The sequence below is a fragment of the Sphingopyxis sp. MG genome, from assembly GCF_002953155.1.
GTDB lineage: Bacteria > Pseudomonadota > Alphaproteobacteria > Sphingomonadales > Sphingomonadaceae > Sphingopyxis > Sphingopyxis granuli.
The window spans coordinates 990,661-1,015,114 of the sequence record NZ_CP026381.1 but is presented as its reverse complement, the minus strand read 5'-3'; the positions used below and the strand labels follow the sequence as shown (position 1 = coordinate 1,015,114).

General features: G+C 65.7%; 19 protein-coding genes and 1 tRNA gene. 13 read left to right on the top strand and 7 right to left on the bottom strand.

Annotated features, from left to right (window positions below):
* Positions 1–10: 10 nt before the first annotated feature.
* The 4 genes from C3E99_RS04595 to C3E99_RS04580 all read right to left on the bottom strand — a co-directional run bounded on the left by C3E99_RS04595 (position 11) and on the right by C3E99_RS04580 (position 6,410).
* Complete coding sequence (locus C3E99_RS04595) at positions 11–2,197, bottom strand: TonB-dependent receptor (RefSeq protein ID WP_083675052.1); 2,187 nt, start codon at positions 2,195–2,197, stop codon at positions 11–13.
* A 4-nt stretch (positions 2,198–2,201) separates the two neighbouring features.
* Positions 2,202–3,344 (bottom strand): dipeptidase, encoded by a 1,143-nt coding sequence (locus C3E99_RS04590; RefSeq protein ID WP_104959468.1) that lies wholly within the window; start codon positions 3,342–3,344, stop codon positions 2,202–2,204.
* Between the two features lie 82 nt (positions 3,345–3,426).
* Positions 3,427–4,434 carry a dipeptide epimerase gene (locus C3E99_RS04585; RefSeq protein WP_076074714.1) on the bottom strand — a complete coding sequence of 336 codons (1,008 nt, stop codon included), beginning with the start codon at positions 4,432–4,434 and terminating at the stop codon, positions 3,427–3,429.
* Entirely contained in the window at positions 4,434–6,410 is a 1,977-nt protein-coding gene (locus tag C3E99_RS04580) for a serine hydrolase domain-containing protein (RefSeq protein ID WP_076074712.1), read from the bottom strand. Before C3E99_RS04580 ends, C3E99_RS04585 begins: the two co-directional genes overlap by 1 nt.
* Before the next feature lie 142 nt (positions 6,411–6,552).
* Here C3E99_RS04580 and C3E99_RS04575 point away from each other — a divergent pair, with 142 nt between their 5' ends.
* The 8 genes from C3E99_RS04575 to mnhG all read left to right on the top strand — a co-directional run bounded on the left by C3E99_RS04575 (position 6,553) and on the right by mnhG (position 14,579).
* A complete protein-coding gene (locus tag C3E99_RS04575; RefSeq protein ID WP_067106306.1) occupies positions 6,553–7,176 on the top strand; it encodes a helix-turn-helix domain-containing protein in 624 nt (207 codons plus the stop codon).
* Positions 7,177–7,555: 379 nt separating this feature from the next.
* Positions 7,556–8,431, top strand: coding sequence for a universal stress protein (locus C3E99_RS04570; protein ID WP_067106216.1), 876 nt, complete (start codon positions 7,556–7,558; stop codon positions 8,429–8,431).
* Positions 8,432–8,569: 138 nt separating this feature from the next.
* A complete protein-coding gene (locus C3E99_RS04565) occupies positions 8,570–11,500 on the top strand; it encodes a monovalent cation/H+ antiporter subunit A (RefSeq protein ID WP_076074709.1) in 2,931 nt (976 codons plus the stop codon).
* Positions 11,500–11,847, top strand: a complete 348-nt coding sequence (locus C3E99_RS04560; RefSeq protein ID WP_067182485.1) for a Na+/H+ antiporter subunit C — start codon at positions 11,500–11,502, stop codon at positions 11,845–11,847. The genes C3E99_RS04565 and C3E99_RS04560 overlap by 1 nt, the downstream gene beginning before the upstream one ends.
* Positions 11,844–13,463, top strand: a complete 1,620-nt coding sequence (locus tag C3E99_RS04555) for a monovalent cation/H+ antiporter subunit D (protein ID WP_076074707.1) — start codon at positions 11,844–11,846, stop codon at positions 13,461–13,463. The genes C3E99_RS04560 and C3E99_RS04555 overlap by 4 nt, the downstream gene beginning before the upstream one ends.
* Positions 13,460–13,942: a Na+/H+ antiporter subunit E gene (locus C3E99_RS04550; RefSeq protein WP_067106207.1), complete on the top strand. Its 483-nt coding sequence runs from the start codon at positions 13,460–13,462 to the stop codon at positions 13,940–13,942. Before C3E99_RS04555 ends, C3E99_RS04550 begins: the two co-directional genes overlap by 4 nt.
* Complete coding sequence (locus C3E99_RS04545; RefSeq protein WP_067106205.1) at positions 13,939–14,220, top strand: K+/H+ antiporter subunit F; 282 nt, start codon at positions 13,939–13,941, stop codon at positions 14,218–14,220. Before C3E99_RS04550 ends, C3E99_RS04545 begins: the two co-directional genes overlap by 4 nt.
* Complete coding sequence (mnhG, locus tag C3E99_RS04540; RefSeq protein ID WP_174521637.1) at positions 14,217–14,579, top strand: monovalent cation/H(+) antiporter subunit G; 363 nt, start codon at positions 14,217–14,219, stop codon at positions 14,577–14,579. The genes C3E99_RS04545 and mnhG overlap by 4 nt, the downstream gene beginning before the upstream one ends.
* A 37-nt stretch (positions 14,580–14,616) precedes the next feature.
* Here the strand turns inward: mnhG and C3E99_RS04535 are convergent.
* Positions 14,617–14,692, bottom strand: a tRNA-Thr gene (locus C3E99_RS04535).
* Between the two features lie 14 nt (positions 14,693–14,706).
* Positions 14,707–14,991 (bottom strand): hypothetical protein, encoded by a 285-nt coding sequence (locus C3E99_RS19635; protein ID WP_158682108.1) that lies wholly within the window; start codon positions 14,989–14,991, stop codon positions 14,707–14,709.
* Between the two features lie 59 nt (positions 14,992–15,050).
* On the opposite strand from C3E99_RS19635, the gene C3E99_RS04530 reads away from it, so the two are divergent.
* The 5 genes from C3E99_RS04530 (at position 15,051) to C3E99_RS04510 (ending at position 23,011) form a co-directional block, all read left to right on the top strand.
* Positions 15,051–17,306: a TonB-dependent receptor gene (locus C3E99_RS04530; protein ID WP_158682106.1), complete on the top strand. Its 2,256-nt coding sequence runs from the start codon at positions 15,051–15,053 to the stop codon at positions 17,304–17,306.
* A complete protein-coding gene (locus C3E99_RS04525; RefSeq protein WP_234002603.1) occupies positions 17,306–18,682 on the top strand; it encodes a sulfatase family protein in 1,377 nt (458 codons plus the stop codon). The genes C3E99_RS04530 and C3E99_RS04525 overlap by 1 nt, the downstream gene beginning before the upstream one ends.
* Positions 18,683–18,771: 89 nt before the next feature.
* The gene (locus tag C3E99_RS04520) at positions 18,772–19,431 is read left to right on the top strand and encodes a TetR/AcrR family transcriptional regulator (RefSeq protein WP_076074702.1); all 660 of its coding nucleotides are present in this window, start codon (positions 18,772–18,774) and stop codon (positions 19,429–19,431) included.
* Positions 19,432–19,508: 77 nt separating this feature from the next.
* Positions 19,509–20,933, top strand: a complete 1,425-nt coding sequence (locus C3E99_RS04515) for an MFS transporter (RefSeq protein WP_083675047.1) — start codon at positions 19,509–19,511, stop codon at positions 20,931–20,933.
* Positions 20,930–23,011, top strand: coding sequence for a beta-glucosidase family protein (locus C3E99_RS04510; RefSeq protein WP_067182473.1), 2,082 nt, complete (start codon positions 20,930–20,932; stop codon positions 23,009–23,011). The genes C3E99_RS04515 and C3E99_RS04510 overlap by 4 nt, the downstream gene beginning before the upstream one ends.
* A gap of 179 nt (positions 23,012–23,190) precedes the next feature.
* Here the strand turns inward: C3E99_RS04510 and C3E99_RS04505 are convergent, their stop codons facing one another.
* Positions 23,191–24,375 (bottom strand): acyl-CoA dehydrogenase, encoded by a 1,185-nt coding sequence (locus tag C3E99_RS04505; RefSeq protein WP_076074699.1) that lies wholly within the window; start codon positions 24,373–24,375, stop codon positions 23,191–23,193.
* Between the last annotated feature and the right edge of the window lie 79 nt (positions 24,376–24,454).

The window sequence follows — 24,454 nt, the reverse complement described above, 5'->3', positions numbered from 1 at the left end:
TCCGTTCGCGTCAAAAGGCCATGTCGAGCGCGACGCCGATCGTCCGGGGCTGCAACGGCGAGATGGCGAGGAAACTCGGCCGGTTGAGTCCGTCGGCCATCGTCGTGCGCGCCATCTCGCCCTTGTTGTCGAGCAGATTGCGCGCATAGGCCCGCAGCGTCCAGTGGTCGTCGAACACCAGCGACGCGTTGAGATCGACCGACGTATAGGGTCTGGCACGCGCGACGAGCGGGTCGCTCTCGACCAGCGAGAGCCGGCTGCTCGCATGGCGGATGCCCGCGCCGAAGCTGCCCCGCGTGCCGCCGCCGAGCCCGAATTCATAGTCGGCGCGCAGCGCGCCGCTGAACCTGGGTACCGCGGGCAGGCGGTCGCCGTCGACGCCGCTGATCTCGGGCACATCCTCGCTGAGCCCGGCGTCGGTGTAGCTGCCCGTCGCGGTGATCGTCAGCCCCGGCACGGGACGGAACGCGATATTGCCTTCGAAACCCTTGCTGGTCGCCTTGCCGCCGTTCGCGCCGCCCGACACGCCGCCGAAGGCGCGCGTGACCTGGATGTCGGTCCAGTCCATCCAGAACCCCGCGACGTCGATCGTCACCGCCCGGTCGGCTAGGTCGGCCTTCAGCCCGACCTCGTAATTGGTCATGCGGTCGGCATCGACGCTCGGCGGGACGTTGGGGACGATGACGTTCGGGCCGCCGGGGCGATAGCCGGTCGCGACGCGCGCATAGAGCATCGCATCCGGGGTGATGTGGAACTGCGGGCTGACCGAGAAGGTCCACACGCTCTCGGCCGAGGTGCCCGGATCGTCGGCGGACGGGACAATCGCGCCCGAACTGATCTGGCGGAAGGTCTGCTCGTTGCGCGCCCAGCGCAACCCGGCGGTGATTTCGAACCGGTCGCTGAACTTGAAGGTGCCGTTCCCGAAGACCGCATATTCCTTGTAGGTCGCGGGCAGGCCCACGGTCGCGAGCGGATCGAGCGAAGCGATCAGATTGCCGTCCATGTCATAGGAATGCACGAGCTGCGCATTGCTGGTTTTCTCGTCGGTGTAGAAGCCGCCGATCATCCATTCGAAGCGGCCACCGCTCGGCGAGGCGAGCCGCAGTTCCTGGGTCCATTTGCGGAGCCCGAGGTCGAGATGGAAGGGCGTGATGCCGGCGTCGATCGGCGGATCGGTGATGAACGGGAAGAGCACGCCGAAGGCATAGCTCGCGTCCTGAAGCTGGCGGCTCTGCGTCTTGCTGTAGGTCGTCGCCGAGGTCAGCGTCGCGGCGCCGAAATCATAATCGATCGTCGCCGAATAATAATCGAGGTCGATGTCGTAGGATTCGGGGACGTAATTGTTGTACGAGCGCCCGTCGCCGAGCCGCACGCCGGTGAGGTCGGCGGCATAAATCCCGTTGCCGTCGGAATCGAGCGATTGCCAGATGCCCGCCAGCTTCACGCTGAGTTCGGCCGTCGGCTGCCACAACAGCGCGACGCGGCCGCCGCGCTGCTCATAATCATTCTGGTCCTTCAGCGCGGCATTGTTGACGCTGCCGACCCATCCCGGGGTGCTGCGCCAGGCGAAGCTGCCGGTGACCGCCAGCTGGTCCTCGACGACCGGGACGTTGACGAACGCCTGCCCGCCCCAGCCGAGACCGTCGCCGCCCTTGATGCCAAAGCCTTCGATCCCGGCGCGCACGCGGAACGCCCGCGCGTCCGGCTGGACGGTGACATATTTGACCAGCCCGCCGATCGAGCTCGCGCCGTAGAGCGTCCCCTGCGGCCCCTTGAGCACCTCGATGCGTTCGAGGTCATAGGGCATCAGGTCGATCGTGAACTGCCCGGCGCGGTTGTAGAGCGCGCTCGATCCGACCGGCGCGTCGTCGAGATAGATGCCGACGGTCTGGCCCGCGTTGAGCGGCGCGACGCCGCGCAGGGTGATCGTCGTCTGGCCGGGCGTGCCGCTGTTGCTGACGTTCATCCCGGGAACATAGCCCGCATAGTCGACGAGCGAGGCCGAGCCCTGCTCCTGCAGTTCCTCGCCCGCGACGACGCTGATCGCGATCGGCACGTCCTGCACGTTCTGCACGCGCTTCTGTGCGGTGACGACGATCTCGCCGCTACTTCCGGTCGCCGCTGCCTCCTGCGCCTGCGCGGGGACCGCGGTCGTCAGAGCGATCAGGCTGACCGCAACAAAATACCTCTTTTTCATCGTCTTACCCCCAGACTTGGGCGAGCAGGCGGCGGAAGTTGCCCCCGAGCACGGCCCCGATGTTGTCGTTGGAATAGCCCCGGCGGATCAGTTCCTCGGTCAGGTCGAAGACCTTGCGCGGATGGTCGAATCCATCGATGTCGATCTTGTCGCGAAAGGCGTAGCTGCCCTTGTAGCCCGCTTTCAGCAGCGCATATTCGTCGGGCTTCATGTCGTCATAGCCGTTGAGGTCAGCGTCCGAGCCGATGCCGACATGCTCGACCCCGACCAGCTTCGCGACATGGTCGACATGGTCCGCCATATGCCCGACGTCGGTCGGGTCGGTCGCGCGCACGAACATCCGCACCCCGGTGATTCCCATCACCCCGCCCTTCGCCGCGAGCGCGCGGATCGCCTCGTCGGCCTTGGCACGCGGATGGCCGGCGATCGCGCGGGCATTGCTGTGGGTGATCGCGATCGGCCCCCGCGCGATCGCAATCGCGTCGAGGGTCGTCCGGTCGCCGCAATGCGACACGTCGACGAGCATGCGCTCCGCCTCCATCGCCGCGATGATCGCCGCGCCATAGTCGCTGACGCCGCCGTCGACGCGATCGGTGCTGCCCGACCCGATCATGTTCTGGCTGTTGTAGGTGAGCTGCGCGCAGCGCAGGCCGAGGCGGCGGAAGGTCGCGACATCCTCGACCGCCTCGAACTGGTCGGCGTTCTGGATGCCCATGATGACGGCGCATTTGCCGTCCCTCTTCGCCCGGTCGAGATCGTCGGCGGTGTCGACGAGCGTGAAGACGTGACTGTTGCGCCCGACGAAACCCTGCCAGCCGGCCATATATTCGAGCGCCTGCGCCTTCGCGCCGGGGCCGCCAAGGCCATAGGCGTTGTGAAAGCCGGTGATGCCGCTGGCGCGGAATTCGGCGGCTTCGGCGTCGGTCAGGCGATGCGCGACATAGGCGGGCGACGTCGTGATCTTGAGCGGTGCCAGCATGTCGATGACCAGCGACGATGCGACGAGGTCGACCGCACGGCGCGAATAGGCGTGCGCCGGATCGGCCGCGAAGGCATAGATGCCCCTGTTGATCATCGGCGCGGACAAAGCGGCACCGACCGCGCCCGCGATGGCCGCGCGGCGCGTTACCCGGAATGATCGCGTCATTCCATCCTCCACCCAGGAAATTTCGATTTCTAGACTATTGTCCTAATCAGAAAATTGTCAACCCGTTTAGGACATAAATTTGTCAGTCACCCCAAATGCCGGCGGGACAATGGATCCTGCCGCCGCGATATTCGACGCCGGGATCGCGGTCGCGCGCGAGGAAGGTCGGCCCGTCGAGGTCGACGATGTCGCAAAGCTGCCCGACGAGGTAGGAGGGCGCCATCGACAGGCTGGTCCCCATCATGTTGCCGACCATCACGTCGAGGCCGAGCGTCCGCGCCTGCCGCGCGATCGCGAGCCCTTCGGTCAGCCCGCCGCACTTGTCGAGCTTGATGTTCACGACGTCGAAACGCCCGACGAGCGACGCGGTGTCGGCGAGCGACAGCGCGCTTTCGTCGGCGACGAAGGGGAGCGGCCGCTTGACACCGTCGAGATCGGCCTCGCGTCCGCGCGGCAGCGGCTGTTCGAGCTGCGCGACGCGCATCTCGACAAGCACCGGCAACAGGTCGGCGAGCGTCCGGATGTCATAGCCCTGGTTCGCATCGACACCGATCCAGGCGTCGGGACGCGCGGCGCGGATCGCGGAGACGCGCGCGATATCGTCGGCCAGATCGCCGGTCAGCTTGACCTTCACCGGCGCCTGCGCGTCGATTGCCAGCGCCGCCTTTGCCATGACCTCCGGATCGTCGGCGCCGAGCGTCAGGGTCGAGCGCAGCGCCTTCGGCGGGTCGAGGCCGGCGAGGTCCCAGACCGGCCGGCTCTGCTGCTTCGCCTCCAGGTCCCAGAAGGCGCAGTCGAGCGCGTTGCGCGCGCCGCCCGGCGGCAGGAGATGCTGCAGGTCGCCGCGCGTCGCGCCACCCTCGATCGCCTCGCGCGCGCGCATCGCCTCGCCAAGCATATGATCGATGTCGTCGCCCAGATAATAGACGCCGGCACCCTCGCCGCGCCCGACATGCGTCCCGTCCGACAGTTCGGCGACGAGCAGCGCGGTCTCGGTGAAGACATGGCCCGAAATGCGGAACGGCTGGTGATAGGGAAAGCGCTCGACCCGCAGGTCGAGCGCCAGGGTGGGTGCAGGCTGCGTCGCCATCAATAGACCATCCCGAAGCCATAGAGATGGAAGGCGAGCGTCACCCAGGCGAGGACCAGCCCCGCGAGGACCAGCAGCACCGCGCCGAGCTTCATCGTCCAGCGGCGCTTGCCCTGGATGCTGAGCCACAGGTGCCACGCCGCCGCCGCCAGCAGGCCGAAGGCGGCGACCGGCGTCAGGATGCGCAGCAGGTGGATCAACCAGTCGAGCGGGCCGCCGATGCTGCCGATATCGGCCGAGAAGACGGCAACGAGCCCCGCCCAGCCGATGACCGCGGCCAGCACCAGCCACGCGAAGACGCGCGACAGGCGATAGGCGCGCAGCGCTTTGCCTTCGAGCACGAAATTCGCAGCGAAGCTGCGCCGGACCAACGCGCGCACCGGCCAGGCGAGCGCCGCAAGCAGCGTGATGCCGAGCGCGAAGATGAGCGCCGGGTTGAGCCATGCCGCGTTGACGCCGGCGGGTGCGGGCTCGAACACCATGAAGGGCGATCCGGCATCAAGGCTCCAGCGCACGACGCGGCCGTCCTTCACCTCTGCGGCGAGACGTTCGCCCGTGTTCGTGTCGCGCCACACGAAAGGCTCGACCTCGACCCAGTCGCGCGCCCCGGCGCTCAGGCCTTCGAGCCCCGGTACCGTGATCTTGCCGTCTTCGGTCAGCGACACGGCGGGCTGGCCGAGCAGGCCGAACAGGCTCATGAAATTGGTGAAGGAACCGCGGCTGCTGACGTAATGGCCGACCATCATCTCGGCATGCTGCCGCGCGGTCTTCGCGTCGACCTGCCCCGGCTTCTCCGCGCCCGGCAGGTAGCGATCGGCGAATTTATGGAACAGCGCGCTGCGGATCGCGCCCGCCGCGCCTTCCTTGCCCGGGCTGTTCATCGAAATGAAGACGCCGATGTCGGCATCGGGGAACAGCCACAGATAGGAATGGAACCAGACGGTATCGCCGCCATGCGCGATCGCACGGTGACCGTTGACCCATTGTTCGTAGAAGCCGAGCGCCATGCTGTTGAGCGGGCCGACACCGGGCGCCTTGAAATCGTGCATCATCTTCGCGGTTTCGGGCTTCAGCAGACCCGCGCCGTCATTGAGGTGCGCGATCATGAACTTGCCCATGTCGGCGCCGCTCGCCGACAGGCTGCCCGCCGGCGCCGGAATGACCATCTCGAACGGCCGCGCCTTTTGCGTGACGTCGGGATAGCCGCCCGCCATGTCGGGCGCGAGCGCCTTCGGAAGCGGCTGGCGGAACGTCGCATGCGTCATGCCGAGCGGCCTGAAGATATGGTTGTCGATATAATCGTCGAACGGCTCGCCGCTGACGCGCTCGACGATATAGCCCGCGAGCGCGGTGGCATAGTTCGAATAGGCGGGCGTCGTGCCGGGCGCGAAGACGCGTTGCGGCAGCGCGAGCGGCATCTGCCGCTTGAGCGTCATCACCGCCTTCGGATCGTTGCTGATCAGATGGCGGACCGATTCCTCGAAGCCCGCCGTATGCGTCATGATGTTGCGCAGCGTGATCGGCTTGCCCTCGAAGGGCGGAATCTTGAAGTCGAGATAGGCATTCACATCCTTGTCGAGGTCGAGCTTGCCCGCCTCGACCTGCTGCATCACCGCGGTCCAGGTGAAGAGCTTCGACACCGATCCCGGTCGGAAAAGCGTGGTCTCCGGCAGGACGGGCTTGCGCTTGGCGACGTCGGCATAACCATAGCCCTTTTCGAGCACGACCTGATCGCCGCGCACGACCACGACGACCGCGCCTGGAATGCGCGCGCGTTCGAGCGCGTAGGGCAGGAAGCCGTCGAGGAAGGCTTCGAGATCGGCCGAACTGAGCGTAGCCGCCTGAGCGGGTTTCGCCGCCGGCAGCGGCGCCGCCTCGACCTTCTTGACGGTCGGCGCCGGGACCGGCCCCTGTGCGGCGAGCGGCACTGCGGCGAGCGCGGCGAGCCCGATCATGGCCTTTCGGATGAAACGCATCGCTTTCCCCCTTTTTCTGGCGCGCCCTCTGAAACCTTGCAGCGAGCCGCGCGACCCCTTACCAAGGAGCCAACACCTATTGGCCCATTGGGGACATAATGATCCTGATTGGAAAATTGTCAAACATGGAATGGAAAAACTGATGGCGGACCGTTCGAACCCGCCGACGCTCGGCGCGGTGATGCGCGGAATTCGCTCGCGAAACGGCTGGACGCTCAAGGAAATGAGCGCGAAATCAGGTATCCCCGTGTCGACGCTGTCGAAGGTCGAGCACGACCGGCTGACCCTGAGCTACGACAAGCTCCAGCAGCTCAGCCAGCGACTCAACATCCGCATGTCGGATCTTTTCGCCGAGGGCGAGGAAGAGAGCGCGCCGCGCGTCACGGGCCGCCGCAGCATCGGCACGAAGGAAAAGGCGGTGCGCGTCACGACCGACAATTACGATTATCACTATCTTTGCACCGATCTGCGGCAAAAGCGGATGCTCCCCATCATCACCCGCATCCGCGCGCGCAGCGCCAGCGAGTTCGGCGAACTCGTCCGCCATCAGGGGGAGGAATTCATCTTCGTCATCGAGGGGCGGATCGAGGTGCACAGCGAATTCTACGATCCGGTCACGCTCGAGCAGGGTCAGGGCATTTATATCGATTCGACGATGGGGCATGCCTATGTCGTCGGCGAAGGTTGCGAGGAGGCGCTCGTCCTCGGCGTCTGCTCGAGCGCCGACGACGGGCTGATGGACTCGCTGATGAGCCTGCACGGCTAGGGCGGATCGTTCCAAATCCGGTGAGGTTCTCCCTCTTCGACGGGGCATCGTTCCCCGGCGAAAGCCGGGGTCCACGCGGGACAGCGCCATGCCATCTGACCCCGGCTTTCGCCGGGGAACAAGCTCTTACGTATCTGAAGAGCATATACGCCAAACAAGTTCAGGGGGACGGAAGATCAGCGAACGTGCAGCGAGGCTGAATCCCTGCGACTCTCGATGAGCCGCCGACAGGCGTGTCGGATTCTCGGTTGAAATCCCGGTCGTTATCGTATGAAGGAGACATGGTTCGTCCATGCCGTCCCTTTCGGCGCCGGGCGATCCCAGCGCCGCCACGGCCGTCTCCTGTTGCAATGACGCGACTGCAAATCCGGGAATGACCATGACCGACACCACGCCCCGCCACATTCTCCTTGCCACCGACCTCAGCTGTCGCTGCGACCGCGCGCTGGACCGCGCCGTGCAGTTGGCGGGCGAATGGGGCGCGGAGCTTACCGCCGCGACGGTGATCGAACCCGAACCCGCGGACCTTCTCGACCCCCGCCCCTCCTCCTGGCGCCGGCAGGCGACGCCCGCCGAGCGGATGCACTGGCGCCTGGCGCGCGATGTCGCCAGCGTCGCGGACGATATCGGCGTGGTGGTCGAAACCGGCGATCCCGCCACGAAGCTGGTCGAGATCGCCGAACATGAGCATTGCGACCTGATCGTCACCGGCATCGCGCGCGACGAGACGCTGGGGCGGATGATCCTGGGCAACACCGTCAGCCGCCTCGTGCGCCGGGCCGCGGTGCCGGTACTGGTCGTGCGCGACCGCCCGGCCGGACCCTATCGCCGGATCGTGATCGCCACCGATTTTTCCGAAGCCGCGCTCCAGGCGACGCTCGTCGCCTCGGCCTTTTTTCCCGCAGCAGCGCTGACCCTTTTTCATGGATATGACGTGCCCTACACCGGCTATCTCACCGACCGCGACTTCACGTCGGAATCGCGAGCCAAGGCCGACGAAGCCAGGGCGATGCTGCGAGCCGAGAGCCGCATCGACGCCGCGCTGCTCGAACGGCTGGACGTCGTTGTCGAACGCGGCACGCCCGAAATGCTGATCAGCGACCATGTCGAGGACCATCACGGCGACCTGACCGTCGTCGGAAGCCAGGGGCACGGCATCCTGTTCGACGCGTTCATCGGCAGCATGGACAAGCGGCTGCTCGATACGCTCGAAGGCGATCTCCTGATCGTTCCGGGCGCGGCGGGGGCCGGATAGACGCGTCGGCGCCGCCGCGCCGGATCGCCTGCCCAGCAAAAAACTCAACTCACGCCTTGCTCCGCCGCGCCAACGTCTACCATAAGGGGGGACGCCCTCGGGCAGCGCACCAGGCGATGGAGATCTTCCCCCTACCTTATGCACGACCCCCGCTTCCTCCTGGCCGTCGTCGCGCTTCCATTTCTGGGCAGCGCGATCGCGGCATTCCTGCCGGCCCGCGGCCGGAACCTCGCCTCGACGCTGGCGGGGGTGATCGCGCTTGCCGGCGCCATGATCATCGCGGCCTATTATCCGCTCGTTGAGCGCGGCGAGGTCGTGCGCCACGAACTGGCGTGGCTGCCGACGCTCGGGCTCAACCTGACACTTCGGCTCGACGGCTTCACCTGGCTGTTCGCGACGCTCGTCCTCGGCATCGGGGCGCTCGTCATCCTCTATGCGCGCTACTACATGTCGCCGGACGATCCGGTACCGCGCTTCTTCGCCTTCCTCCAGGCGTTCATGGGGTCGATGCTCGGCATCGTCCTGTCGGGCAACCTGATCCAGATCGCCTTCTTCTGGGAATTGACCAGCCTCTTTTCCTTCCTGCTGATCGGATATTGGCACCATAATCAAAGCGCGCGCGACGGCGCGCGCATGGCGCTGATCGTCACCGGCGCGGGCGGCGTGTGCCTGCTCGTCGGGCTGCTGCTGCTCGGGCGGATGGCGGGAAGCTACGACGTCGACGCGGTGCTCGCCGCGCGCGACGCCATCCATGCCGACAAGGCTTATCTGCCCGCCCTGATCCTGATCCTGATCGGCGCGTTCACCAAGAGCGCACAGGTCCCTTTCCACTTCTGGCTGCCGCATGCCATGGCCGCCCCGACGCCCGTATCCGCCTATCTGCATTCGGCGACGATGGTGAAGGCGGGCATCTTTCTGCTCACCCTGCTCTGGCCGGTCCTCTCGGGCACCGACAGCTGGTATCTGATCGTCACCACGACCGGCCTCGCGACGCTGCTGGTCGGCGCCTGGGCGGCAATCTTCCAGCAGGACCTGAAGGGCCTGCTCGCCTATTCGACGATCAGCCACCTCGGCCTCATCACGCTGCTGCTGGGTCTGGGCAGTCCGCTCGCGGCGGTGGCGGCGATCTTCCACACCGTCAATCACGCCACCTTCAAGGCGTCGTTGTTCATGGCCACCGGGATCATCGACCATGAAACGGGAACGCGCGACCTGCGCCGGCTGAGCGGCCTCGTCCGCTTCATGCCGATCACCGCCACGCTCGCGATGGTCGCGGCGGCGGCGATGGCGGGCGTACCGCTGCTCAACGGCTTCCTGTCGAAGGAGATGTTCCTCGCCGAAGCGCTCGAAGCGCACAGCGGCACGATCATCGACGTGGCGCTGCCCTATCTCGCGACGCTGGCCAGCGCGTTCAGCGTCTTCTATTCGGTGCGCTTCATCCACCAGACCTTCTTCGGACCGCCGCCGGTCGACCTGCCGCACCAACCGGCCGAAGCGCCGCACTGGATACGCCTGCCGATCGAGATACTGGTGCTCGCTTGCCTGCTCGTCGGGATCGTCCCGGCGCTCACCATCGGGCCGTTTCTCGCCAGCGCCGTCCAGTCGGTGCTGGGGGACCAGACGCCGACCTACAGCCTGGCGATATGGCACGGGTTCACCCTGCCGCTGGCGATGAGCTTCATCGCGCTGATCGCCGGTACGGCGCTCTATATACTGTTCCGCGAGCGGCTGAACGCCGTCGAGCGATCGCCGCTGATCGGCCGGCTGAAGGGACGCCGGACCTTCGAGGCGGTGCTCGCGGCGATCGTCAATGCGGCGCGCGGCCTGCACGAGCGGCTCGGCACCCGGCGCCTGCAGGTACAGCTGCGGTTGATCGTCGTCACCGCGCTGCTGCTCGGCACCCTTCCCTTCCTGCGGCTCGGCTATAGCCGGGGGCCGCTGCAGGATACGCTGATCGATCCGGTCTTCGGGCTGCTGTGGCTGTGCGGCGGCGCCTGCGCCATCGCGGCGGCGTGGCAGGCGAAATTCCATCGGCTGGTCGCGCTCGTCCTGGTTGGGGCCGCCGGGCTTGCCGTCTGCATCAGTTTCATCTGGCTGTCGGCGCCCGACCTCGGGCTGACGCAACTGCTCGTCGAGATCGTCACCCTCGTCCTGCTTCTGCTCAGCTTGCGCTGGCTGCCGCAGCGCCGCCCCGCCATATGGCCCGAAGAACGCAAGCCGCCGATGGTCCTGATCCGGCGCGGCGGCGACCTGCTGCTCGCGATCGCCGGCGGGACGGGCGCGGCCGCGCTTGCCTATGCGATGATGACCCGCCCGATGCCGGACAGCATCTCGCGCTATTTCGTTGAGAACGCCTATTCGGGTGGCGGCGGAACCAATGTTGTCAACGTCATCCTCGTCGATTTCCGCGGGTTCGACACGCTGGGAGAGATCACCGTCCTGTCGATCGTCGCGCTGACCGTCTTCACCCTGCTGCGCCGGTTCCGTCCCGCGCCGGAAAGCATCGAGATACCCGACCAGCAGCGGCGGCAGAATGCGTTCGACGAAGCGAGCAAGGATCATGCGATGGGCGATACGCTCGTCCATTATCTCTTCGTCCCGCGCATCATCATGCAATGGCTGTTCCCGGTCGTCCTGACCTTTGCCCTCTATCTGCTGATGCGCGGCCACGACCTGCCCGGCGGCGGCTTCGCCGCGGGCATCGCCACGTCGATCGCCTTCCTCCTCCTCTACATGGCGAACGGCACGCGACTGGTCGAAGCGAGCCTGAGCGTCCAGCCGGTGCGCTGGATCAGCGCCGGACTGGTCTGCGCGGTTGCGACCGGCCTTGCCGCCTGGTTGTTCGGCTACCCCTTCCTGACCAGCCATTCGCGCTATCTGACGCTGCCGCTGATCGGCGATATTCCGCTGGCGAGCGCGTTGCTGTTCGATATCGGCGTGTTCGCGGTGGTCGTCGGCACCACGCTGCTGATGCTGATCGCCATCGCGCACCAGTCGATCCGTTCGCCGCGCGCGCGCAAGCCGGTTCAGCCCGCGGCGGCCGAGCCGGGCACCGGGGGGAGCGCCTGATGGAAATCCTCCTTTCGCTCGCCATCGGGGTGCTGACGGCGTCGGGCCTGTGGCTGCTGTTCCGGCCGCGCACCTTTCAGGTGATCCTCGGCCTGTCGCTCCTTTCCTATGCGGTCAACCTGTTCATCGTGGCGGCCGGTCGGCTGCGCAGCGACGCGCCGCCGATCATCGGCAAGGATCCGGCGTCCGCCGATCCCGCGCTCTACGCCGATCCGCTGCCGCAGGCGCTGGTGCTGACGGCGATCGTCATCTCGTTCGCGACGACCGCGCTGCTGCTGGTGGTGCTGCTCGCCTCGCGCGGCCTGACCGGCACCGACCATGTCGATGGCGAGGACGGCGAAGCATGACCGGCTGGCTCCATCACCTGATCATCACGCCGATCCTGCTACCGCTGCTGGCCAGCGCGCTGATGCTCGCCTTCGACGAGCGGCGGCGCGTCCTGAAACGGTGGCTGAGCCTGATCGCATCCGCGCTGCTGATCGCCAATGCCGCGTCGCTGCTGTGGTTCACCAGCGACGCGGGCAATGCGGGCACCGACAGCCCCCATGTCTATCTGCTCGGCAACTGGGCGGCGCCCTTCGGAATCGTGCTGGTGGTCGACCGCCTGTCGGCGACGATGCTCCTGCTCGCCAACGTGCTCGGCTTCACCTCGCTATTCTATGCGCTGGCGCGCTGGGACCGGTCGGGACCGCGCTTCCACGCGCTGTTCCTGCTGTTGCTGATGGGTGTGAACGGCGCGTTCCTGACCGGCGACATCTTCAACCTCTTCGTCTTCTTCGAAGTGCTGCTCGCCGCCTCCTATGGCCTGATTCTGCACGGCGCGGGGACCGAGCGAACCAGCGCTAGCCTGCATTACATCACCATCAACATCGCGGCCTCGCTGCTCTTCCTGATCGGTGTGGCGCTGATCTATTCGGTCACAGGTACGCTCAACATGGCCGACCTCGCCACCCGCGTCGCCCGCACCGATCCCGGCGACATCGCGCTGCTGGAGGCCGGCGCGGCGATCCTGGGGGTCGCCTTTCTGATCAAGGCGGGCGTCTGGCCGCTGAGCTTCTGGCTCCCGCGCACCTATGCCGCCGCAGCGCCGCCGGTCGCCGCGCTGTTCGCGATCATGACCAAGGTCGGCGTCTACGTCATCCTCCGCCTCTCCTTCCTGCTGTTCGGCGAAGCATCGGGCGACGTCGCCGGCTTCGCCAACGACGGACTGCTCTATGGCGGTCTCGCCACCATGACCTTTGGCGTCATCGGCATCCTGTCCGCCCGCCAGCTCACGCGGGTCGTCGGGCACTATGTGCTGGTTTCGTCGGGCACGCTGCTCGCCGGGCTCGGCATCGGCGGCCAGCCGCTCATCGCCGCGCTGCTCTTCTATCTCGTCAGCTCGACGCTCGCGATCAGCGCGCTCTACCTCATCATCGAACCCGTCGAACGCAACGCCGACGAGGACGACATGATCGAAGGCATCGCCGAGCCCGTGTTCGACGACGAATATGTCGGCGCGATCGAGGAAGAGGAGGACGAGACGGGCGTCGTCATCCCCGGAACGATCGCCATCCTCGGCGGCGGCTTCATCTTCTGCGCGCTGCTGCTCGCCGGATTGCCGCCGCTGTCGGGCTTCATTGCCAAATTCGCCATCATCGATGCGCTGCTGCGCGCGGGTGCGGTCGGACCGATGAACTGGACGCTGATCGGACTGCTCATCGTGTCCGGCCTCGCGACGATGATCGTGATGACCCGCGCCGGCATCGACCTGCTGTGGACGCCGGGCGAGGACGCCCCGTCGCGCCTCAGCCTGGTCGAGGTCGCGCCCATCGCGCTGCTGCTCGCCGTCTGTCTGGCGCTGATGCTGTGGGCCGGGCCGGTCATGGCCTATCTCGAGGCGACATCGGCCGCGCTGCACGATCCGGCCGGCTATCTTTCCGCCGTCGCCGGCGCGCCTCCGGCGGGGAGCGCGCAGCCATGAGGCGGCTCGTCCCCTACCCGCTGCTGGCGCTCGCGCTGTTCGCAATGTGGACGCTGCTGACCGGCTTCTCGCCCGGGCACATCCTGCTCGGCGCTCTGGTCGCGCTGATCGTGTCGCGGTCGATGCTGTCGCTCAAGCCCGAACCGCCGCGCGTGCGGGTCGGATGGGCGATGGTCCGGCTCGCCGGAATCGTGCTGGTGGACATCGTCCGTTCCAACATCGCGGTGGGGAAGATCATCCTGTTCAACCCGCCGCACCGTCATTCGGACTTCATCGAACTGCCGACCGAGCTGCGCAGCCCCTATGCACTGGCCGTGCTCGCACTCATCATCACAGCGACGCCGGGGTCGCTGTGGGTACAGCACGACGCGAACCGGCACGTCATCCTGATCCATATCCTCGATCTGGTCGACGAAGCCGAATGGGTTCGGCAGATCCGGCAGCGTTACGAGCGGCTTCTGATGGAGATATTCGAATGAACGCGCTGTTCCTGGCGCTGGTGATCACCGCCGCGCAGATCGTGCTGGGCCTCGCGATGGGATGCGCCGCCTTTCGCATGCTGCGCGGTCCGCGCGCGCAGGATCGGGTCCTCGGGCTCGACACGCTCTATCTGACGGGGATGCTGCTGCTGCTCACCTATGGTATTCAGACCGGCCGCACCCTCTATTTCGAGGCGGCGCTGGTCATCGCGCTGCTGGGATTCGTCGGCACCGTCGCTCTCGGCAAGTTCCTGATGCGGGGAGAAGTCATCGAATGATGCAGGCACCCGATCTGCCGACCTGGGCCGCGATCATCGTCGGCCTTCTGGTCCTAGGCGGCGCGATCATCACGCTGGTGGGCGCGTTCGGCCTGATACGCCTGAAGACCTTCTATGCGCGCGTCCACGCCACGACGCTGGGCGCGACCGCGGGCATGGCGGCGATCCTGCTCGGCTCGATGCTGTGCTTCTCGATCACGCAGGGCCGGCCGGTCGTCCATGAGATATTGATCGCGCTGTTCGTCACCCTGACGACGCCGGTCACGCTGATCCTGCTCGCCCGCGCGGCGATCTATCGCGATCGCAGCGAAAAGCTCCCGCAGCTTCCGACCCGCAGCGAGCCGGAGCGCGCCGAATAACGTCCGTGCCGTACCAAATCGTCGATCATGGAGATTGTGGTGCCGCTTAGGTGACTCGAACACCTGACCCCATCATTACGAATGATGTGCTCTACCAACTGAGCTAAAGCGGCAACGAGGGGCGCCTCTACCAGCGTGTCGGGGCGAAGACAAGCGCCGTTGCGCAGATTCTCCCGTCGAACGGCAGGCGACATATCATGCGATCCTGCGCACCGATCCGGTAAGGAAATTTCCCGTAATTTTCCATTTTAAAACAAAATCTTGAACCTCGCCATTTCGAAGCGAGCAGCTTTCCACCGGCCTTGCGGCGAAGATATGGCGCACCCACGCCATCGTCCGGCTCGCCGCAATCGACGGATGTTTCGTTGCTCGCCGCCCTTTGCTCATGGCCGGGGCGGGATACAGGATTCATGCTTGACATTCGCCAGCTCAAATTATTATCCGAGTGGATAAATAAATGGGAGGATGCGGATGAAGAGCATATTCGTGGCGTTGATGGGATCGACGCTGCTCGCGAGCGGCGCCCATGCGCAGGACACCGCGCCCCTGTCCGCTTCGGAGAACGCAAGCGTCGCCGGCGACGAGATCGTCGTGACGGCCCAGAAACGCGAACAGTCGTTGCAGGACGTTCCGCTGTCGGTCGCGGTGCTGAGCGGCGAGCAGTTGAGCAACCGGAACATCACTGAAATCTCGCAGTTGCAGACGACGACCCCGAACTTCTCCTTCCAGGGCAGTAACAACCCGCGCGGCGCCGGCCTGGCGATCCGCGGCATCGGCACGAATAATTTCTCGTCGGCGATCGAGGGCTCGGTCGGCATCGTCATCGACGGTGTACCGATCGGGCGGCAGGGCGCGGGGATGACCGACCTGTTCGACATCCAGCGGATTGAAGTGCTGCGCGGTCCGCAGGGCACCTTGTTCGGCAAGAATGCCTCGGCCGGCGTCCTCAACATCGTGACCACCGATCCCAGCTACAGCTGGGGCGGCAAGGTCCAGGCGACCTACGGCGAGTTCGACGAATTCGTGCTGCGCGGAACGGTCACCGGCGGCCTGACCTCGAATCTGGCGTTTCGCGCATCGGCCTATCGCACGAAACGAGACGGCTATATTCGCAACCGATTCGACGACAGCCGCCTCAACGATCGCGACGAGTGGGGCGGTCGCGCGAAGCTGTTGTGGGAACCCGCCGACAATATCCGCGTGCTCGTCGCGGGCGACTATTCGTCGCGCGACGCCGCCTGCTGCATGTGGACGATCCGCAGTTTCGGCAACAATGCCGATATCCGCAACCGGGTGACCGCCGCAGGCATCGTTCCCGGCCCCGACAACCGGGAGGTTGCGCTCGACGGCCGCACGTTCATCCGCCAGGAAACCTATGGCGGATCGGTGCAGGTCGATATCGAGGGCACCGGGGGCATCACGGTGACGTCGATCACCGGCCTGCGCTGGTGGGATGCGACCGACAACAACGACGCCGACCAACGGCCGACCCCCGTTCTCAACATCAACAATGGCGACAGCCGTCAGCGCCAGTTCACGCAGGAACTGCGCCTGACCTCTCCGTCCGGCGAGCCGTTCGAGTGGGTCGGCGGCCTGTTCCTCTTCAACCAGGATTATGAACTCGGCAATTCGCAGCAGGGCACGTTCGACCAGCCTCTGCCGCCCGGCGTCCAGTTGTCGCGCGCGATCTTCGTCGAGAACGATACCCAGAATTTCGCCGCCTTCGCCGATGCGACCTATCATCTGAGCGATCAGTTCAACGTCTTCGGCGGACTGCGCTACACGGTCGAGCGGCTGAACACGCATTTTCGGCGCTTCGCCAATCCGGGTACCATCCTGCTCGGACCCAATGTCGACCAGAAGATGAAGCGCGTCGACGGCGCATGGACGTGGCGCATGGGGGCGCAATTCCGTCCGACCGAAGAGGTGACGCTCTATGGCAGCGTCGCGCGCGGCTTCAAGGGCGGCGGCTTCAATGCGCTGCAGGACTCGACCGTGCTGCGCACCGTCGAACCCGAGATTCCGACGTCGTACGAATTCGGCGCCAAGACCGAGTTGTTCGATCGCCGGGTGCGCTTCAACATCGCCTTCTTCAGCACCGATTTCGACGATTTCCAGGCGCAGGCGATCGGCGTTTCGGACACCGGTACCCTGGTGTTCGACGTGATCAATGCCGGCTCGCTGCGCACGCGCGGGATCGAGGCCGACGTCGACATCAATATGGGATCGGGCCTGCGTCTGATGGGCGGCGCGGCCTATACCAGGGCGAAATATACCGACTTCGCGGGCGCACCCTGCTATTTCGGACAGACGGTGGCCCAGGGCTGCATCGTTTCGGGCGGGCAGGCGCGGCAGGATCTGACCGGCAAGGAACTGGCGATGGCGCCGAAGTTCACGGCGAACGCGTCCGCGCGTTACGAAACCGAGGTTTCGGCGGCGGGCGCGAGCGTTTTCGGCCAGCTTTCCTTTGCCTATCGCGGCAGCACATTCACCGCGCTCGACCTCGATCCGAAATCGGTGCAGAAGGCTTATGGCCTGCTTGATGCCCAAATCGGCTTCGCATTGCCGGGCGACCGCCTGCGAGCGTGGATCTGGGGCAAGAATCTGACCGACAAGAGCTTCGTCGAACTGATCTACGACACGCCTCTCGACACCGGCGGGCAATCGCAGTTCTTCCCGTCGACCGCGGCGCGGCAGTTCGGGGCCACGGTGGAGTATAGATTCTGATGATGGAACTCGATCGCCGCAGCCTGCTCGCCAGCCTTGCCGTCGCCGGAGCCGGCGGGGTCTCCACACTGGCACTGGCGCGGTCGAAGGACAGCGCCGCGCGGCGCCGTCCGCCGAATTTCATCGTCGTCCTCGCCGACGATCTCGGGTACGGCGACATCGGGGCCAATGGCTCGCGCGCGATCCGCACGCCCAATATCGACCGGCTTGCCGCCGACGGGCTGCTGATGACCGATGCCTATGCCTCGGCGAATATCTGCACCCCGTCGCGCGCCGGCCTGCTGACCGGGCGTTATCCGATCCGCACCGGGCTGGCGTGGCAAGTGATCCAGGCGGACGACACGAACGGCCTGCCGCCCGAAGAGGTCACGATTCCCGAAGTGCTCGGCGACGACTATGCATCGGCGCTGATCGGCAAATGGCATCTTGGGCACACCCCACCCTATTGGCCGCCGACCGTGCAGGGATTCGACCTGTTCTTCGGCCTTCCCTATAGCCACGACATGAAGCCGCTGTCGCTCTATACCGCGGGCGAGGGCGTGGAATTCACCCAGGAAGACGTCGACATGGTGGCCCTGACGCAGCGATTCTTCGCGCGGGCCGGCGAGTTCGTCGACGCCAATCGCGATCGCCCCTTTTTCCTGATGCTCGCGCTGACCGCGCCGCATATTCCGCTTCACCCGACGAAGGAACACGCCGGGCACTCGCCGGCCGGCGACTATGGCGACGTCGTCGAAGAGGTCGATGCCGAACTCGGCCGCCTGCGCGAACAGATCGAACGGCTCGACCTTCAGAACGATACCTATGTCATCGTCACGTCGGACAATGGACCATGGTTCGAAGGATCGACCGGCGAACTGCGCGATCGCAAGGGCGGCGCGGGATGGGACGGCGGCTATCGCGTTCCGTTCATCGCCTGGGGCCCCGGCCGCATCCCGGCCGGCAGTCGCAGCAGCGCGATCACGATGAATTTCGACCTGTTGCCGACCTTCGCCGCACTCGCCGGCAAACCGCTGCCGAAGGATCTCGTTCTCGACGGCAAGGATATCAGCGCGGTTCTGCTCGACGGCGCGCCGAGCCCACACGAAGCACTGGTCCTGTTCGACAACGAGAAGGTCGCGGCGATCCGCACCGATCGCTGGAAATTCGTCGCGCGCAGCTATTATCGGGGATATGATCTGCCGCTGGCACGGATCGGTGCCAATCTGTTGTTCGACGTGCGCAGCGATCCCGGCGAGGATTATAATCTGGCGACGCGCCATCCCGAGGTCGTGAAGGCCATGCGCGCGCGCTTCGAGCAATATCGTCAGACATATGAGCCGCTCGGACGGAAAAAGGAGCCCGATCGGCTTCCGGGCGGCAAAGCCCTCCCCTGAGCCGTTTCTCCATTATTGCTTATGTCCGATTGTCGCTGGTATTGGCAGCGCGGTCGAACGATAATGATTCAAGGTCTGAGGCAAGCAGGTTGCAGTCGAAACCGGGACGGAAAAGAAAAACCCAGGATCGCGGAGTCGCGACCCGGCAGCGGATCGTCGAAGAAGCCCTGCAGCTTTTCTCCCGCCATGGCTTCGACGGTGTCGGAGTCCGTGAAATAGCCGAAAGCGTCGGCGTCCAGCACGGGCTGATCAAATATCATTTCGGCAAAAAGGACGAATTGTGGCGCGAGGCGGTTCGTCTGCTCTTCACCCGCATGAGCGAGATATTGGAGCCCGAGCCCGGCGAAGCCGACCTTCCCCCCGCCAAGGCTTTCGAAATCTCGTTGCGGCGCTATGTCCGCTATTGCGCCGAGCACCCCGAGCATGCGCGGCTGATGGTTCAGGAATCCTTCCGCGACAATGAGCGACTGGCATGGGCATCGGAAAGCTTCATCCGCCCCAGCCACGACCGGATCTTCCCACGATGGGACATCCTGATGCGCGACGGCACGATGCCGCGGGTCGACCCGGCGCTGATGGTCTATGCGCTGACGGGGGCCGCCCAGTCGATCTTCAACCTCGCTGCCGAAGCGAAATTGACGCACGGCATCGACGCATGCTCGAACGAGACGATCGAGGCCTATTCCGACGCGATCATCGCCCTGTTCCTTCCCGGCCTCGCAAAGCGCGAAGAAGCATCCGGAAAATAATTATCCGATTGGATAAAAATTAGAGACAGACGGACCCTGGTGCGATAGATGCTCCCCATAAAAGGGAGAGAGCAGCGATGGCCGATGGCAGCGTTGGAGCGGGGCAACACCGGGATCTTGCGGACCGATCATCCCTGCCCACCGGCGCGGTCGTCGCTTACGGGTCGGGCGATCTGGCGTTCAACCTCTATTTCACCTTCTGCTCGCTGTTCTTGCTCTATTTCTACACCGACGTCCTTGGCATTTCCGCCTCGGTCGGCGGATTGATCATCATGGCGGCGCTCATGTGGGAGGGGATTACCGATCCCGCGATGGGCGTGATCGCGAGCCGGACGCGGAGCCGGTTCGGCAGCTATCGCCCCTATCTGCTGTTCGGCGCACCGCTCCTCGCCCTCGCTTTCGTCTCCATGTTCCTGCCGCTGGGCCTTTCGGGCAACGCACTCGCCTTCTTCTGCCTTGCGACGCACATCCTGTTCCGCACGGTCTACACCGTCGTGAACATTCCCTTCGTCGCCCTGTCGGCCCGCATGAGCGCGGACTCGCTCGTCCGGTCGCGACTGGCGGGAGCGCGCATGCTGTTCGCGATCATCACCGGCCTGTTCCTCGCTGCGGCGACGCTGCCGCTCGTCGCCCGCTTCGGCGGCGGCCGCGAAGGCTTCCTGTGGGTCGCAACGCTCTATGCGTTCATCGCCACGCTGGTGCTGCTCAACTGCTTCAAGCGCACCCAGGAAACGATCGGCGAAGCGCCCGACGCGCATCCGACCTTTTCCGCGATGCTTCGCGCGGTCGGGTCGAACCGCGTATTCCTGCTCCTGCTCGGCGCAACCCTCGTCGGCTCGATCGGTTATGCGATGGGCGGCAAGGCGCTGCTCTATTACATGAAATATTATGCGGGATCCGAGGAGACGATCACTATCGGCCTGACGGTCTCGCTCGCCGCGGCGGCCCTGTCGATGCTCCCCTGGGTCAAGGTGACGCAGCGCATCGGCAAGCGCGCGGTGTGGTTGAGCGGCATCGCGATCAGTGCGACCGCCAACATCCTGATCTTCGCCATCGCGCCGAAGGCGGGGCCGATGCTTTACGGCTTGCTGGCGTTCAGCGGCGTCGGGAACGCAGCCTTCGTGCTGACTTTCTGGTCGATGCTGCCCGATACCGTCGAGGTAGGCGAATGGCAGACCGGCCTCCGCGCAGAGGGGGCACTCGTCGGCTTTCTCGCCTTCACGCAGAAGGTCGCGCTCGGCGTCGGAACGGGCCTGATCGGCATATTGCTCGACGTCATCGGCTATGTCCCCAACGCGCCGCAAGCCCCCGACACGCTGACGAGCATCCGCGGACTGGCAACGCTCGTCCCCGCGGCGCTGGCGGTCGGCGCCGGGCTGTTCATCTATTTCTACCCGCTCGACACGCGGACCCACGCGCGGCTCGTCCGGGCGATCGGATGGCGTAATGCACGCCGCCGCGGCCCGGCTTCATCCACCCCCGACAATGGACAGACGACATGACCGACCAGCAGCATGATTTCTCCCCGCGGCGCGGCGCCTCCGAGGAATGGATCGCCGAGACGATCGATGCGATCATGGAGCATGCAACGCTGGCGGAGAAAGTCGGCATGCTGTCCGGCCGCGGCTTTTTCCGGGAGTTCGCCGCCGACGACAAGCTATGGGGCGCGCGGCCCTATCGCGCCGGGAGCGGAATCGAACGCCTCGGTGTCCCGCCGCTGTGGTTCACCGACGGGCCGCGCGGCGTCGCGCGCGGGCAGAGCACCTGCTTCCCCTGCACCATGGCGCGCGGCGCGACCTTCGACACCGACCTCGAAATGCGGATCGGCGAGGCAATGGGGAAGGAAATCCGCGCGCAGGGCTGCGACCTTTCGGGCGCGGTCTGCATCAATATCCTTCGCCACCCCGCCTGGGGCCGGGCGCAGGAAACCTATGGCGAGGACCCGCACCATCTGGGCGCCATGGGAAGCGCGCTGGGGCTTGGCATCCAGACCCAGAATGTGATGGCGACGGTCAAGCATTTCGCACTCAACTCGATGGAGAACGCACGGTTCAAGGTCGATGTGCGGGTCGGCGAGCGTGCGCTTCACGAAGTCTATCTGCCGCATTTCAAGATGGCGCTCGACGCCGGCGTGGCGAGCGTGATGAGCGCCTACAACAAGTTCGACGGCGAATATTGCGGCCAGCATCACGGCTTGCTGACGGACATCCTGCGTGGCGAATGGGGTTTCGCGGGCTTCGTGCATTCCGACTGGGTGATGGGCCTTTACAAGCCCTATGCCGTCGCGGCGGGGCTCGACATCGAAAATCCCGAACCGCAGATTCTGGGCGAAAAGCTGATCGCCGCGGTCGAGGCGGGGCATGTCGCGCCCTTCGTGATCGACCGCGCCTGCCGCAACATCCTGCGCACGCAATATCGCTTCGCCTGCGCGCCCGATCCGCTGACCGCCTATCCCGCCGAACTGGTCGCGTCCGCGGAGCATGTCGCGCTGGCACGCGAGGCGGCGGAGAAGTCGATCGTGCTGCTCGAGAACAACGGCGTCCTGCCGCTCGACCGCAGCCGGGTCCGCCGTCTCGCCGTGCTCGGCCGGCTGGCGTCGCTCGAGAACACCGGCGACATGGGGTCGAGCCGCGTTCGCGCTCCCCATGTGGTCACGCCGATCGAGGCGCTGCGCGCGATGCTGGGCGCCGACGCCATCGCGGTCGGCGACGAGGATGACATCGACGCGGCGGTCGCGGCGGCGCGCGATGCCGACGCCGCGCTGATCGTCGCAGGCTACAATGCACGCGAAGAAGGCGAATATATACCGGGCGACATCACGCTGGGCCAGGAAAGCGATGCAAGCGGCAGGCGCCCGGCGATCGGAGGGGATCGGCTGTCGCTCGACCTGCCCGCGCGGCAGATTGCGCTGATCGAAGCCGTCGCCGCGACCGGAACGCCCGTGGTCGTCGCGATCGTCGCGGGATCGGCGGTGCTGGTGGAAGGCTGGCGCGCGCAGGCGGGGGCGATCCTCCAGACCTTCTATTCGGGGATGGAGGGCGGCGCCGCGCTCGCCGATATCCTGTTCGGCGACGTCAATCCGTCGGGTCGCCTTCCCTTCACGGTGGCGCGCGATCCCGCCGATTATCCCTTCTTCGACCGCGATGCGGACAGGATCGTCTACGATCATTGGCACGGTTATGCGAAGCTGATGCGCGACGGGATCGAGCCGCGCTATCCCTTCGGGCACGGCCTCAGCTACACGCGTTTCGCCCGCCGCGCCCTGCGCGTCTCGGCATCCGACCGGGCGGTGCATGTTTCCGTCACCGTCGCCAATGTCGGCGACCGTCCCGGCGACGACAGCATCCTGTGCCATGTCCGGTATCCGGGCAGCGTCGAGCGTTGGTCGCAGGCGCTGAAGGCCTTCACGCGCGTTTCCCTTCAGCCCGGCGAAACGCGGACGATCGCGATGACCATCGATCTCGACGATCTGCGCTACCGTGACGAGACGGCGCACGGCTGGAAGCTCGAATCGGGCCCCCATGAAATCTGCATATCCGGGGGCGTCGAGCCCGATCTCAGCGTATCGGTTCGGTTCTAGTCTACTCGAAAGGCGATTACCGAACGGCCTATGCCGGCCGCCGGAACCTGGCCGAAGGAAAGGGCGGAAAACCGCGCAACCTTACACTGGCATCTGGGCGACGAGCGCCTTCTTTTCGGCAGAGGGGCCTGCTTGAAGCCCCGCATGTGCGGGCCGGCCGCTGTGGCCGGCCCATCGGTTCAGAAAGCCGCGATCCCCGTTATGGCACGGCCGAGAATGAGGGCATGCATGTCGTGCGTGCCCTCATAGGTGTTCACGGTTTCGAGATTCACCATGTGGCGGATGACATGATATTCGCCGGCGATCCCATTGCCCCCGTGCATGTCGCGGGCGGTGCGGGCTATGTCGAGTGCTTTGCCGACATTGTTGCGTTTGACGATCGAGATGGTTTCGGGAGCCATGCCGCCTTCGTCGAGCAGGCGGCCGACGCGCAGGCTGGCCTGGAGGCCGAGCGCGATCTCGCTCGCCATGTCGGCGAGCTTCTTCTGGAAGAGTTGGGTCGCGGCGAGCGGCCGCCCGAACTGGTGCCGTTCCAGCCCGTAATTGCGTGCGGCGGCATAGCAGAATTCGGCCGCCCCCAGCGCGCCCCACGAAATGCCGTAGCGCGCCCGGTTGAGACAGCCGAAGGGGCCCTTCAGCCCCTGAACGCCGGGGAGGAGCGCATCGTCGGGAACGAAGACGTCGTCCATCAGGACCATGCCGGTGATCGAGGCGCGGAGCGACAGCTTGCCCTCGATCTTCGGCGCCGAAAGGCCGGCCATGCCCTTTTCGAGCAGGAAGCCGCGCACCGCGCCATCATGCGCATCGGATTTCGCCCAGACGACGAAAACGTCGGCGATCGGCGCGTTCGAAATCCAGGTCTTGCTGCCGCTGAGCCGGAAGCCGCCGTCGACCTTGCGCGCGCGGGTCCGCATCCCGGCGGGATCGGACCCCGCGTCAGGCTCGGTCAGCCCGAAGCAGCCGATCAGTTCGCCGCGCGCGAGGCCGGGCAGATAACGCTGCCGCTGCTCCTCGCTGCCATAGACGAGGATCGGATACATGACGAGGCTCGACTGGACGCTCATCATCGAGCGATAGCCCGAATCGATGCGTTCGATTTCGCGCGCGACCAGCCCGTAGCTGACGTAGGAGGCGCCGGCGCCACCATATCCGGCGGGCACCGTCACGCCGAGCAGCCCCTGCTCGCCCATTTCACGGAAGATCTCCGGATCGGTCCGCTCCTCGGCGAAGGCGTCGACGACGCGCGGCAGCAGGCGATCGGTGGCGAAGGCGCGCGCGGCGTCGCGGATCATCCGTTCCTCTTCCTCCAGCTGGGCATCGAGCCCCAAAGCGTCTTCCCAGTCGAACGGTCGGATATCAGCCATCGAACATACTCCTTTCGGCGTCCCTTGACGCCCGATTTTCATTCTATCAATGTCATTAAAATCATTATTCCATCGCATT